The organism is Streptomyces sp. NPDC002889, assembly GCF_042888425.1.
In the GTDB taxonomy this organism is placed as follows: domain Bacteria; phylum Actinomycetota; class Actinomycetes; order Streptomycetales; family Streptomycetaceae; genus Streptomyces.
The window spans coordinates 189,725-203,466 of record NZ_JBIAPT010000016.1; the positions used below are offsets into that span (position 1 = coordinate 189,725).

Genomic DNA, 13,742 nt, shown 5'->3' on the forward strand with positions numbered 1-13,742 from the left:
CACGGTGCCGGAACGGCCAACAGTGCCCCTCCCCTCGGACGGGCGTGGTTGATGGGTCGTCGAGTGCCGTCTCGCAGAGGAATACGTAACCGGTTACGTGTTTCTACTGAGGCTGCTTCCCTCTCAGCCGTCTACGTTCGGGGAGTCGGACGACGCGAGCGGTTTCGGGGGACTGAGTGAAAAGCAACGCCCGAGGCGTGCTGGGGAGTTGGGTGGCCCTTCTGGTGGCGGGGAGTCTGCTGGCCGGCTGTGCGGGCGGTTCCGGAGGTTCGACCAAGGGGGCGGGCACGGCGGACGGCCGGGCTTCCCGGCAGACCGGGTCGCCCTCACACAGCGCCTCGCCGGGAACCGGGGCAACCCCTTCGGATGGCTCGAACGCCGCTTCCGGCTTCACACCCGACGCCGCGCTTGTCCCCAGGACCTCGAAGGACGCGCGAAGACTGGTCGACTCCGTCGTGCTCGCCCCGAGCGACTGGGGCCGGGGCTTCGTCGCCCAGAATCCGGCCAAGAGCACTCCGGGTACGTGGGCCGTGCTGGACGGCAGCTGCCGCTGGCAGCGGGAGAGGCTCCCCCACGGGGTACTGGCCAGCGTGTCCCGGTACAGCCGACTGCCCGGTGCTGGAGGCAAGGGCACCGTCAAGGTGACAGCCACGGCCACCGTGCACGCCTCCGTCCTCGGCGCCGACGAACAGCTGAGCACCACCCTCGAGGAAGTTCTGCGCTGCCCTGAACAGCAGCCCCGGACCGACGAGCGTATCACGGGCCTGATGTCGCTCGGCACCGCCTTCGGCGCCCGCGAGCAGCAGTACGCCGACGACTACGTACTCGAAGACGGCGCGTACGTCGAGAAAGGCGGCGGCATCCAGCCGTACCGGTGGACGGTTGCCCGGCTCGGCACGGTCGTCGTGGCCGTCTCCGTGACCGGCGCGAAGGGGTACACCCAGCCGGAACTCGATCAACTGGGCGCCGGCGCCCTGGCGCAGATGCTGACGCGCATCCAGCAGCAGTTGAAGGGGAAGTGATGGAAGCCCTCCGTACGTCCGACCCGGCCAAGCTGGCGGACCATCGGCTGCTCGGGCGACTCGGCGCGGGCGGCATGGGTGTGGTGTACCTGGCACGCTCGGCCGGCGGATCACTGGTCGCGCTGAAGGTGATCCAGGCCGAGTACGCCGAGGACGCCGACTTCCGGGAGCGGTTCCGGCGCGAGGTCGATACGGCCCGCCGGATGACCAGCCCGTGGGTGGCAGCCCTGGTGGACGCGGACCCCGAGGCGGCGGCGCCCTGGCTGGCCACCACTTTCGTGCCGGGGCCTTCGCTCGGTGAAGCCGTTGCCGCGCATGGGCCGTTGCCCCCGCGGAGCCTCCGGGTGCTGGGCGCCCGGCTCGCTCAGGCGCTGCGGGACCTCCACGCCGTCGGTCTCGTGCACCGGGACGTCAAGCCGGGCAATGTGCTGCTGGCGCTCGACGGACCACGGCTGATCGACTTCGGTGTGGCCCGCGATCCGCAGGACACCGCGCTCACGTCGACCGGCATCGTGGTCGGCACCCCCGGCTTCCTGTCACCGGAACAGGCCCAGGGCGGGCAGGACCTGGGACCGGCCGCCGACATCTTCTCGTTGGGCTGCGTCCTGGCCTACGCTGCCACCGGCCGCCCTCCGTTCGGTACCGGCTCACTCGACGCGCTGCTGTTCCGCGCGGTGCACGACGCGCCGGATCTGGAGGGTGTTCCGGAGGAGCTCGCCGAGGTGGTGGGCGGTTGCCTGGAGAAGGACCCGTCCCTACGGCCCACGGCCGAGGGGCTGTCGGAGGGCCTCGCGATCGCCGCCCCCGGGCCCGACTCGGCCGCCTCCACCGCTTGCAGCCCTGCCGCCGCTTCCGGCCAGGACGGCGTGGTGCAGGCCGGCTCGGAGCAGGACGGCGTACCCGGGGCGGACCCGTCCACCACCCCCCTCCTTCCCGGGCCGGGCGTCTCGCCTCCCGACCCACGGGAGGCCCTGCGGGTGCGTCCTCAGTCCTCGGGCGGGCCCGGTGCGACCCGTCCGATGCCTCAGGGCGACGCCGACCATGCGCCTGAGGGCCACGTCCCCGGCGACGAAGCCGCCTGGTTGCCCGAGCCGTTGATCCGGCTGATCGCCGAACGGTCGGCTGCCGGGCTCGCGCTGCCCGGCATCGAAGACACCGAGGTCGTCCCCGCGGCAAGCGCCTCCGGTGCGGCGGACGGCGCAGCCGCGCCGGTTCCCCCACCGCAGAGCCGCGCCCTCGGCAGACGCCGCTTCCTCCTTCTGGCCGGTGGCGTAACGGCTGTCACGGTCGGGGGTGGCCTGGCCGCCCGGGCGGCGCTTTCCGGTGACGGCGAGAACAGGGGCGACGGCTCCGGCTCGGCCTCGACGGGCGCCCGGCCCTCGCACACCATCGGGCTGCACGCCGACCTGACCGGTGATCAGAGGCTGGTCGGCCGGGCTCAGGAGAGGGGGCTGCGGCTCGCGGTCGACGAGTTCAACTCCCGTGAGGACAGGCCCTTCACTCTCGCCGTGAAGACCGTGGACGACGGCGGCGATCCGGCCAAGGCGCCCGCTGTGGCCAAGCAGCTGGTCGCCGACCGTTCCGTCCTGGCCGTGATCGGTCCCACCACGGACGCGACCGCCCAGGCCTCGCTCTCGACGTACGACGCCGCGCTGCTGCCCCTCATCGCGGTGTCGCCCGGCGCCACCGTGCTGCGGGCGATGGGCAGCCGGTCCCTCCTCCACGCCCGGGTGACGGACACGATCCTGCCGCTCTACCTCAGCGTGTATCTGCGCGGCACCGCGAAGTCGCGCACGATCGGGATCGTCGACGACCGGGCGGCGGACGCGTATGCCTGGGAGATCAGCAGCACACTCAGCCAGGTCCTGCGGGACGACAGACAGCCGGCCGTGCCGAAGGTGGTCAGCGCGTTGCGGACCGACTTCGGGCCGACCCTCGACGCCCTTCTCGCCGGCGGCGCGGACTCCGTGGTCTTCGCCGGCTACCACGACCGGGCCGCGCTGCTGGCCCGGGAGCTGAAGAACCGTGACTTCCCGGGGGCCCGGACCGCCGCCCAGGGGGTGCTCGACCCCCGGTTCCTGTCCGCTGCCGGGGACGCGGCCGAGGGCTGGGTGATCGTCGCCCCCGTCATGGACTCCTCCGTGGCTCCCCAGGCCAAGGCGTTCGCGGCCGCGTACCGCAAGCGTTTCGGTGCCGAGCCGGAGCGGTATGCCGTCGAGGCCTACGACGTGGCCCGCCTGGCAGCGAAGACTCTGAGCACGCTGCCCGCCAAGGGCGTCACCCGCAAGAATCTGACGACGGCGCTCCGCTCGGCCACGTACAAGGGGATCACGAAGAACTTCGCGTTCGACAAGAAGACCGGGGCCCTGGTCGTCGACGGCAGCGGGGTCTTTCTGTGGAAGGTCACCGGCGGCCGGTTCCGGTACCAGGGCACAGCGCCGTACCAGGTGTCCACCTGATGGCGCGCTGATGGAGCCGTTGCGCGGCGCCGACCCGGTCAGGATCGCGGGCTACCGGCTGCTGCGCAGGCTGGGCGCGGGCGGCATGGGTGTGGTGTATCTGGCCCGCTCCACCGGAGGTTCGCTCGCCGCGCTGAAGGTCATCCGCGCCGCGCACGCGGACGACCCGGGCTTCCGTGCCCGTTTCCGCCGTGAGGTGGAGACAGCGGGCCGGGTCTCCAACCCCTGGGTGGTGCCGCTGCTCGAGGCGGACCCGGACGCGCAGTCGCCGTGGCTCGCCACGGCATTCGTGCCGGGCCCCTCGCTGGCGGAGGCGGTCGAGGAGTGCGGGCCGCTGCCGCACGACCCGGTCCGGTTTCTGGGAGCCCGTCTCGCCGAGGCACTGGACGCCGTGCACGGGGCGGGTCTGGTGCACCGGGACGTCAAGCCCGGCAATGTGCTGCTCGCGGTCGACGGACCGCGAATGATCGACTTCGGTATCGCCCGAACGCCGGAGGACACCGCGCTCACCGCCAGCGGGATGGTGGTCGGTTCCCCCGGGTTCCTCTCCCCCGAACAGGCCCAGGGAAGGGGCAGGGAGATCGGGCCGGCCAGTGACGTCTTTTCGCTCGGCTGTCTGCTGGCGTTCGCCGTGACGGGCGAACGCCCCTTCGGCCGGGGGTCTGCGGCCGAAGTGCTGGTGCGTACGGTCCACGACGAGCCGGACCTGGACGGCGTTCCGGCGGCACTGCTGCCGCTGCTGCGGGACTGCCTGGGGAAGGACCCGGGCTCCCGCCCCACGGTGGCTGAGATGCGGCGGGCCCTGGGCGGGGCGGAGCCCCACGGCCGGGACCGCGAGGGTGAGAGCGGGGGCTGGTTGCCGGAGTCGCTCACCCGTCTGATCGCGCGCCGTTCGGCCGCCGTCCTTGCCCTGCCGGCCGTCGAGGCGACCGAGGTCTCCGGGCCGACGGCGGCCGGTGCGCGGCCAGGCGACGATCCGGTACCCGGCGTGGAGGGGCCGAAGGGCTCCACGCGACGCCGCTTCCTGATGCTGGGCTCGGCCCTCGGGGTCCTGGCGGCGGGCGGAACGGCGGCCTGGTGGACCGCGGATCGCCCCGGCCGCGCCTCGACGCTGGGAAGTCGCACCCGGCTTCCGCGGCTGATCGTCGCCCTGCACGCCGATCTGAGCGGAAGCCACCGGACGGTGGGCCGCGCGCAGGAGAACGGCGTCCGGCTCGCCGTCGAACACCTCAACTCCCGCGCCGACCACGGCTTCGAGCTGGCCCTCCAGGTGCACGACGACGCGGGCGACACGACCCGGGCGGCACGGGTCGCGCGGCAACTGGCGGCCGACGACCGGGTCCGCGCGGTGATCGGGCCGACCACCGATGCCTGTGCGAAGGCCGTCCTCGGCCTGTACCAGCAGGCGCTGCTCCCCATGGTCTCCGTGTCGGTCGGACTCGACGACGTGTCCACCATCACCTACCGTGTGTACGCGGCCACCCGCCCGTCCAACGGCACCCTGGCGGATCCCATCATCGCCTACCTCGTCCGCACGGCCCAGGCACGCAAGGCGGTGCTGATCGACGACGCGGCCGAGGGCGGCTTCAGTTGGGAGATCTGCAGACGCATCGGTGAGGCCATGCGATCCGGGCAGCACACCACAACCCGGCGCACCGTCGCCGCCAAGGACGACGCAGCCGACGACTTCCGTGCCCTCGCCGAGACGCTGACCGACTCGGGAGCGGACGCCGTGGTGTTCGCGGGAGGGTATGCGCGCGCCGCGAAGCTGGCCCGTGAGCTGCGATCCGCCGGCTATTCCGGTACACGGTTGGCCACTCAGCGCGCCCTCGACCCCCGCTTCCTCACCTCGGCGGGCGACGCGGGCGAGGGATGGGTCTTCTCCACCGCCTTCCTCGATCCGACCCGCGTGGCGGCAGCGCGGTCGTTCGTCACTGCCTACCGCAAACGCTTCGACGGCGCCGCCCCGCCCTGGTACTCCGCCGAGGCGTACGACGCGACGCACTTCGTCGCCCGTGCCATGACGACACTGGGCGCATCCCGCGCAGAACGGGGGGCGATCGTCGAGCGGCTGCGCGACACCGATTACCGGGGGATCACCAAACGGCTGCACTACACGGCATCGAGCACCCCCTACAACGTGGACGGGCTGCATCTTTTCCAGGCGTCCGGTGGCCGCTTCCGCCATCTCGGCCAGTACAAGAGCGCCACGGCTTGATGTGCGACATCCCGTGAGTTCTCTTGAGCTCTGCTGGGTCCCTCCCTTGTGGCCCGGGGGCTCCTCCTCCTTCGGGACCTGCGTGCGCACTGGGCGACCGCGCCGGTTGAGGAGCTAGCGGTTCGAGACCGACGTACTGTCCGGGTTCGGGCCTCGGCAGGACCTGGTTCGGCCGACCGCTCTGGGACATAGAACCCGCCGACGCCGACGTGTACTTTCGGGCCTCCACCCCGCGGCCCGCCCTCTCACTCGCTCCGTACGGGAACGTGGGCCGTCTTCTCGCGCGGTGCCGCGTTCTCGGCTCGCGCATGCAAGCGCAGTTGCTCCTCCTCGGTGTACTCGACGCGCTTCATGGCCACGCGCAGCAGCGGCGGCGCCATGACCGAGGTCACGACAGCGACGAGGACGATGATCGTGTAGGTGCCGGTGTCGAGGATGCCCAGCCGCAGGCCGACCATCGCCACGATCACCTCGATGACGCCTCGGGCGTTCATCCCGGCGCCGAGCGCCAGCGCCTCCCATTTGCTGAGCCGGCTCAGCCGCGCTCCGAGGTAGGCGCCGGCGAACTTGCCGACGATCGCGACCGTCAGCACGATCCCGGCCGCGGCGAGCACCTTGGGGTCGGACAGTGCCCTGAGATCGACCCGCAGGCCGGCGGTCGCGAAGAAGAGCGGGGCGAGGAAGGCGAGGACGACCGTGCGCAGCGAGGCGGTCCGGGCCTGGGCGAACTCACCGCTGGAGCCGATGAGGGCGCCGCAGACGAAGGCCCCGAAGACCGCTTCGAGCCCGAGGGACTGTGTGCCGGCCGCGGCGAGAAGGATCATTGCGGCGGCCGTTGCGACCGTACGCTCCTCGGATCCGTTGCTCCACCGCAGGGCGGTCCGGACGAGGGGCCGGCCCACCACCACCGCCATCAGCACGACGAGCAGGAGCCAGACGAGCGCCATGACGACCTTGCCCGTGGTCAGCCCGCCGACGGCCATCGCGGAGACCACCGACAGCATGAACCAGCCGAAGGCGTCGTCGACCATGCCCGCCACGAGGGTCAACTGGCCCACGTCGCGATGGATCAGGTTCATGTCCATCAGTGTCTTGGCGATGACCGGGATCGCGCTGACGCACATGGCCACGCCCAGGAAGAGCGCGAAGACCGTCGTGTCGGCCGTACCGGTGTAGAGGAGCTTCGCCAGCGGGTAGCCGACGGCGATACCGAGCGCGAGCGGGATGATGAGTCCGGACAGGCTGACCCGCAGCGCGGTGCTGCCGCGGCGGCGCAGCATGGTGAAGTCCAGCTCGATGCCGGTGAGTCCGACCAGCAACAGTACGGCGATCTGCCCGACTGCGTCGAGCAGATGGGCCTGCGCGGGGTTGGACGGCAACAGCCATCCCGCGGCCTCCGGCGCCAGCCACCCGAACAGCGAGGGGCCGAGAAGCACGCCCGCGGTCAGTTCGCCCACGATGGCCGGCATACCGAAGCGTCCGGCCAGCCGGCCGAGGACGATGGCCGAGAGAAGGAGTACGGCAACCTGAAGCAGAAAGACGAGCAGTGAGTGAGGGGCTAACGGTGGTACCGGGGCTGCTGACAACACAGGACTCCTCGGGTAAGTGAAGAATTCGAAGCGGCCGGCGAGGAGTTCAGCTCCCATGAGTCACACTCAAATGCCCGCCGTTCGGCCCTTATCCGAAGTTAACATCCCTCGAGCGACCATCACATGGGAAATCATCCGAGGAGTATTCGCTGCATGTGCCCACCAACGCGTCGTCCACTCCGGGTAACCTGGGTGCACCGCAACGTCCGCATTCTAGGCGGGACGTTCACATGCTTCGTATGCTGCCCGGTACTGCGGCGATTGAGGGTCGATACCGGCTTCGGATCCGATCTGAAAGCCACCGAAGTCGTCCGGGTCAGGGAAGTTCGGCACTCCGTGCGAACGCATGCACTCGGAATAGGCGACCGGATCAATTGCCGGGCCTCCGGGCGAAGTCGAGGCAGGAGGACTGTTCCGCTGCCCAGGTACGCCGGGTGAGCTGCTGGAGCAGCCGCTCGCCAAAATAGCGGCACCCAGGACGAAAAGGCAAAGTACGCGATGCATGTCTTCCTCCACGTTCCGATTCTCGGTACGCGACTGTCTACGGGAACGGCGGTTTCGGGGGAGTATCGGCCGTGGGCGACACGAACGATCGCCCCGCGGGAGCCTGGCGTCGCCGGCTCCCAACCGGCTGATATCGGCAGTTGGACACCTGGGCATGCCGATGCCCGGCCCCGCGAGACTCCGTCTCCGCGTTGCCGGGCAGTCCGACGCTATGTGGTTCTGAGAGCTTCCGTGGGCTGCATACGGGCCGCACGCAGTGCGGGAAGCAGGCCGGCGATGGCCCCGATGGCGACTGCCGCGCCGAGTCCCCCTCCCCAGGCGAGCACCGGCACTACGGTGGCCCAGCCCTTGATGTGGGCGTAGACGGTCGTGGCGAGGGCTCCCAGAGCCACCCCGACCACACCGCCCATCGCGGCGAGCAGGACCGCTTCGGACAGGAACTGCAGGCGGATGTTTCCCTTGGTCGCCCCGAGGGCGCGCCTCAGCCCGATCTCGGAGCGTCGTTCGAGGACGGAGATGACCATGGTGTTGGCGACTCCGATGCCGCCGACGAGCAGCGCCACCGCCCCGAGCCCGAGGAACAGTCCGTTCAGCGCGGACTGCGTGGCGGCACGGGCCACGAGAGCGGCCGAAGGCTGACTGACATCGACCTCGCTCGCTCTCGCCGGATTGGCCGTCGCGGCCAGTACGTTGCGGACTTCGTTGACCTGGTCCTGGTCGGTCCGCACATAGACCATGGACGGGTGACCGTCGAAGTGCAGGTACTTCTGCGCGGCCGGGTAGCCGACCAGCACCGAGGAGTCGAGCTCGGGCGCCAGGGTCGCCGAGTTCAGGACCCCCGCGATGTAGAACCACTGTCCGCCGACCCAGATGCGTGCGCCCGGATGGATCTTGGCGATGCCCAGACGCCTGGCGGCGGCCGAGCCGAGCACGGCGACCGGCTGCTCAGCCGTGGCGGCGTTGAGGTACTGGCCCCGGGCAACGCTCGTACGCACCGCTGCGGGCAGGTCCAAGGTGGCGGCGTTCACCGTGATCGCGTTGGTGTTGATGCTGTTGATGTACGGGGTGCGAAAGGCGTTGGCCTTGGTCTTGCCGGTGCTCTGGACCGTCTCCACCGGTCCGATCCGAGCGATCATCTTGGGAGCGTCGTAGGGGAGTTTGGCGTCCCCGCCGCCCAGCAGCTGGCCCGGGGTCACGGTCAGCAGGTTGGTGCCCAGTTTGTCGATCTCGGCCAGCAGGCCGGCCTGGGACGAGGCGGACAACCCCATCACCGCCACCATCGCGGCGACGCCGATCGAGATGCCGAGCGCTGACAGGGCGGCCCGCATCCGCCGGGTGCGCAACCCCACGCCGGCGGTCCGGGCCATGTCGGCCGGATGCAGCCGGCCGGGAGCCATGGTCGTCATGGCAGATGCCTTTCGGTGTCCAAGGGCTGCTCCTCGGCGGTGACGTCGGCGACGATGCGGCCGTCGAGAACCTCGATGCGGCGGGGCAGCCGTGCGGCCAGCTCACGGTCGTGCGTGATCATGATGATGGTGGTGCCCTCGGCATTGAGGTCCTTGAGCAGCTTGAAGATCGCGGCTCCGGAGACGCTGTCGAGGTTGCCGGTGGGTTCGTCGGCCAGCACGATCGCCGGGTTCCCGACCAGGGCCCGGGCGATCGCGACTCGTTGCCGTTCGCCTCCCGACAGTTGGGGCGGCCGGTGGTCGACCCGGTGCGCGAGCCCGACCCGGGCCAGCGCGTCGGCCGCGGCCTTCATCCGGGCACCGTGCCTGACACCGGAGTACAACATCCCGTCGGCGACATTCTCCAGAGCCGTGGCGTGCTCGGCCAGGAAGAACTGCTGGAACACGAAACCGATCCGAGTGGCCCGCAGTCCCGCCAAGGCGTAGTCCGACATCTTGGCGACGTCCTCGCCGACGATTTTGACCGTCCCTGATGTGGGACGGTCCAGGGTGCCCATCACCTGCAGAAGGGTCGTCTTGCCCGACCCCGACGGGCCCACGATCGCCACCAGGTCGCCCCGGCGAATGGTGAAGCTGGCCCGGTCCATCGCCACCACCGGCGTCACTCCGGGATAGACCTTGCTCACGTTGTCCAGCTGCAGGACCGGCTCACCCAGCTGCCGGCCGCCGGCCACCCGTGTCTGCGTCTCCACTTCGGTCATGAGGACGGCACCACGATGCTCTGGTTGACCGTCAGACCGGTGCCGGTCACCTCGACCTTGCCCGCGGCGTCGTCGAACAACCCCGGCTTCACCGCGACCAGTCGGTGGTCGCCGGCGTCCTCGACGACCTCGACCGCATATCCGCCGCCGGCCAGTGCCAGCAGCGAGTTCACCGGCACCGACAGCACGTCCTTCACGGTCTCCGTCACGATGGACACCTGTACGGGCGCCTGATCGAGCTGGCCGGTCTCCTTCGGCTTCAGCGGCCTGATCCGGACATCGATGGTCGTGCTGCTCGTCCCCTTCGTCGCCACCTTGCCCACCACCGACACGACGCCCTCGGTGGTCTTGTCGGTGGGCAAGGTGATGGTCACCTTGTCGCCGACCGCCACATCGGCCTGCTGGCTCGCGCTCAGTTCGACGGTGACCTCACGGTCGGTGGAGGATGCCTGCATCACGCTCGCGCCACCCGCCACCGTGCCGCCGGGTACCGCCGTGACCTTGGTGACCCTGATCTCCTTGGCCGGCAGGAACACGGCCTGGCCGAGGGGCAGATCTCCTGTCTCCTCGAGGCCCACGTCGTCCTGCAGTTCCACGAGAGCGTTGTAGGTCTGCCGGCCGAAGTAGTCCGAATCGGGGTCGAGTTCGTCCTTGGTGGCGTATCCGAGGGCGACCAGTGCGGCGTTCAGTTGCTTCACATCAGCGCCCTCGGTCCCCCAGGACAGGGCCCGGTAGACCGGCACATAGGCGCCGTGGAGCAGGATCACCGGTTTCCCGTCGACTCGGTAGAGCACCTTGCCCTGCTTGATCACCTGACCTACGCCGGGCAACTTGGTGACCGTTCCGCTGGCTTTGTTGACCACCTGGTAGTCGCCTGCGTAGCCCAGCGTCCCGTTCTCCAGGGTCCGGGCGGACAGAGTCCCCTTGGTCACCTTGGCCAGCCCGGTCGGGACGCTGCTCGCGATCGTGGTGTCCTTGGGCCGGGCGCCGAACGGATCGGCGATGACGACCCCCACACCTGCCGCCACCAGGACTGCCAGGGTGATCGCCACAGTCCGTCCGCGCCGCCGGGGACGCGGACGAGCGACCTTGTCCTCGGAAGGGCCGGCAGCGGCCGCCTCCTCTTCCTCAAGAGTCTGCGAAGCACTCACGAACCGCTCCTGGGGCCCGTCCTCTGCACGTTCTGCGGCTGGTACTTCTCGCATGCCTTTTCTGCCTTCTTGAACTGGGGCGACTGAGGATCGACGTCGCCGCCGCTCTCCGGGAACTTCCAGCCGCCGTTCGCGTCGGCGTCCGGGAACTTCGGCACGCCGTTCTCACGCATGCACTTGGAGTACTTGAGCTTGTCCTCCGCGGACCAGCTGTCGTCCCCGTTCACCTTTTCCTGGTCGCCGCCCATGAGGTGCTTGCACTTGTCCTCGACCTTTTTGAACTCGGGCGAGTTGGGGTCCGTCCCGGGCGGCAGGCCGAGGCCGCCTCCGGGCTGCGGGTCCGGGAAGTCGGGCATGCCGTTCTTGCGCATGCACTTGGCATAGGCCAGGACGTCGGCCTTCCCTGTGGCCTTGGGAGTCTCGGACGTCTTCCCGGGTACGTCCGCCACGGCCTTCTCGGGTTCGTCGCTGCTGGAGCAGGCCCCGGCGACCAGCGCGACGCTCATCAGCAGGGCGGCCATCGCGCTGCTCCGGCGCAGACGCCTTTTCCGCTCCGCTTTCCCGTCGGCGCCATGGATGGCGGTCACTACCATCTTCGTCTCCATTGCTCGCTGGATCTCCGGCATGTGTCCTTTCTACGAGAGCAGCGGTTTCGCCAAGGTTTCACTTCTCCGGGCGAGCATTCAGGGGGATTTGGGCAGACGAAAAGACCCCGGTCCACCGCACTGGGTCAGTGCGGTGGACCGGGGCCTTACGAGGCCGACAGGTCAGTACCCGGCGCCTCGGCGTCACCGGCTTCCGGGAGGGGTTGCTAGCTCCCCGGAGGGGGCGCACCGGGGGGTGAGAACTTCTCGCAGGCCTTGTGCGCGGCCTTGAACGCGGGCGTGCTGGTGTCGACCCCGCCGAAGCCGCCCTTGACGGGGTCGGGGAACTTCGGCTGGCCGTTGTCCCGCATGCACGTGACGTACTTCTTCAGGTCGGCGGTCTGGCTACCGGGCGGCGGGGGCGCGTGTCCACCCGCGGGCGCCAGCGACTTACAGGACGCTTCCGCCTTCTTGTACTCCGCTCCCTCGACGTTGATCCCGCCGTTCGAGTCGAGCAGGATCGCTCCGTTGGGCTGGGGGTCGGGGAAGTTCGGCACGCCGTTCTTCCGCAGGCAGTCGACAAAGGCCTGAGCCTTGGCCCTCTTCGGGTTGTCCTCGGATGGTGACGCCGGCTTGCTCGGGGCGGTCTCGTTCCTGGCGGACGAGCCATCCGAGCAGGCCCCGGTCATTAATCCCGCGGCCACAACGGCGACGGCCAGAATGCCGACCCTGCTCACCCGTCTTCCACGACCGGTATCCCGGCCTTCGACCAAGCCCACTGTGTCTTCCATTTGATCTCCCGCTGAGTTCCTGGCTCTGACAATTCTCTATTGCTCCCGCAGCCTTTCGGAAACCAGGCGTCCAATCTCCGTCACAGGTTTCGCCGACAGCATTCCATCATGATCGGAATTGATCTGGAAACTGTCCATGTTTCCCTTGATGTACGGGGTCCAGCTGTCCGGAGCCGCAGCCGCGGGCGAGTGGTCCGGCCGCCCTTCCGCAGCGACGAAAAGCAGCAGGTCACCATGGAAGGGGCGCGGTGTGAAGGTCTTCAGCAGCTGGACGTTGTTGTCGTTGATCCTGCGGATCTCGGAGAGAACCCGGACCTTCGCCCGCTTCTGGGTGTGGGGACCGCCTTCGGGCGCTTCCGCGTGGAGGGGGTAGCCGTCGAGGACGGCCAGGAGGGCGACTTCCTCACCCTGTTCCTGGATGTGGGTCGCCATGGCGTGCGCGGTGGTTCCGCCGAAGGACCAGCCGAGCAGGTGGTACGGCCCCGTGGGCTGGATGGCGCGTATCTGCTCGACGTAGTCTGCGGCCAGTTCCTCCAGCGTCTTCGGCAGAGGCTCGTCGGCGCCGTAGCCGCGTGCCTGCAGACCGTAGACCGGACGATCGGGCGGAAGGTGTCCGACGAGATCGGTGTAGCACCAACTCAGTCCCGAGCTCGGGTGGATGCAGAACAGAGGCGGCTGTTCGCCCTCCGTCCTGAGCGGCAGGATCAGGCCGATGTCGTCGGCGCCGGTGCCGCCGCTCAGCGATCGTGCCACCGCCTCGACGGTCGGTCCGGTGAAGAGCGCCCGGATGCTCACCTCGGTGTCGAGCACCGTCTGAATCCTGGCGATCAGCTTCATCGCCAGCAGCGAGTCACCGCCCAGTTCGAAGAACGAGATGTCGGCGCCCACCGATTCCAGGCCCAGCACCTCGCCGAACAGCCCGCACAGCGCCTCTTCGAGGGGTGATGAGGGAGCCCGGCCGCCCAGGCCCTCGAGATCGGGGGCTGGCAGAGCAGCCCGGTTCAGCTTTCCGTTGACCGTGACCGGCAGCGAGTCCAGCACCACGACGGAAGCCGGCACCATGTGATCGGGCAACCTCTCGGCCACGTACTCCCGCAGCGTATGCCCGAGGCCGTCGTCGACCTTGCCGACGGGGACGATGTAGGCGACGAGGCGTTTGTCGCCGGGCCGGTCCTCCCGGACGATCACCGCGACCTGACCGACGCTCCCGTGCCTTGCCAGCACCGCCTCGATCTCACCCGGCTCCACCCGGAACCC

Annotated in this window: 10 protein-coding genes; 3 read left to right on the forward strand and 7 right to left on the reverse strand. The window is 69.6% G+C overall.

What is annotated here, in order from left to right; genetic code table 11:
• The first annotated feature begins 212 nt into the window (after window positions 1-212).
• From ACFYWI_RS24565 to ACFYWI_RS24575, 3 genes are read left to right on the forward strand one after another with little or no spacing between them, the layout of a single operon-like run.
• Window positions 213-1,022 carry a hypothetical protein gene (locus ACFYWI_RS24565; protein WP_389236361.1) on the forward strand — a complete coding sequence of 270 codons (810 nt, stop codon included), beginning with the start codon at window positions 213-215 and terminating at the stop codon, window positions 1,020-1,022.
• Window positions 1,022-3,481: an ABC transporter substrate-binding protein gene (locus ACFYWI_RS24570; RefSeq protein WP_389236363.1), complete on the forward strand. Its 2,460-nt coding sequence runs from the start codon at window positions 1,022-1,024 to the stop codon at window positions 3,479-3,481. Before ACFYWI_RS24565 ends, ACFYWI_RS24570 begins: the two co-directional genes overlap by 1 nt.
• Window positions 3,482-3,491: 10 nt before the next feature.
• Complete coding sequence (locus tag ACFYWI_RS24575) at window positions 3,492-5,699, forward strand: bifunctional serine/threonine-protein kinase/ABC transporter substrate-binding protein (RefSeq protein WP_389236365.1); 2,208 nt, start codon at window positions 3,492-3,494, stop codon at window positions 5,697-5,699.
• A gap of 245 nt (window positions 5,700-5,944) precedes the next feature.
• Here ACFYWI_RS24575 and ACFYWI_RS24580 read toward each other — a convergent pair whose 3' ends face one another.
• The 7 genes from ACFYWI_RS24580 to ACFYWI_RS24610 all read right to left on the reverse strand — a co-directional run.
• Window positions 5,945-7,288 (reverse strand): cation:proton antiporter, encoded by a 1,344-nt coding sequence (locus ACFYWI_RS24580; RefSeq protein WP_389236367.1) that lies wholly within the window; start codon window positions 7,286-7,288, stop codon window positions 5,945-5,947.
• Window positions 7,289-8,001: 713 nt separating this feature from the next.
• Window positions 8,002-9,198 carry an ABC transporter permease gene (locus ACFYWI_RS24585; protein WP_389236369.1) on the reverse strand — a complete coding sequence of 399 codons (1,197 nt, stop codon included), beginning with the start codon at window positions 9,196-9,198 and terminating at the stop codon, window positions 8,002-8,004.
• Window positions 9,195-9,959 (reverse strand): ABC transporter ATP-binding protein, encoded by a 765-nt coding sequence (locus tag ACFYWI_RS24590; RefSeq protein ID WP_389236371.1) that lies wholly within the window; start codon window positions 9,957-9,959, stop codon window positions 9,195-9,197. The genes ACFYWI_RS24585 and ACFYWI_RS24590 overlap by 4 nt, the downstream gene beginning before the upstream one ends.
• Window positions 9,956-11,110 carry a peptidoglycan-binding protein gene (locus ACFYWI_RS24595; RefSeq protein ID WP_389236373.1) on the reverse strand — a complete coding sequence of 385 codons (1,155 nt, stop codon included), beginning with the start codon at window positions 11,108-11,110 and terminating at the stop codon, window positions 9,956-9,958. Before ACFYWI_RS24595 ends, ACFYWI_RS24590 begins: the two co-directional genes overlap by 4 nt.
• On the reverse strand, window positions 11,107-11,715 hold the full coding sequence (locus ACFYWI_RS24600) for a hypothetical protein (RefSeq protein ID WP_389236375.1): 609 nt from the start codon (window positions 11,713-11,715) through the stop codon (window positions 11,107-11,109). The genes ACFYWI_RS24595 and ACFYWI_RS24600 overlap by 4 nt, the downstream gene beginning before the upstream one ends.
• Window positions 11,716-11,921: 206 nt before the next feature.
• Entirely contained in the window at window positions 11,922-12,431 is a 510-nt protein-coding gene (locus tag ACFYWI_RS24605; protein WP_389236377.1) for a hypothetical protein, read from the reverse strand.
• Between the two features lie 90 nt (window positions 12,432-12,521).
• The coding region (locus tag ACFYWI_RS24610; RefSeq protein WP_389236379.1) for an alpha/beta fold hydrolase at window positions 12,522-13,742 on the reverse strand (1,221 nt) is incomplete at its 5' end.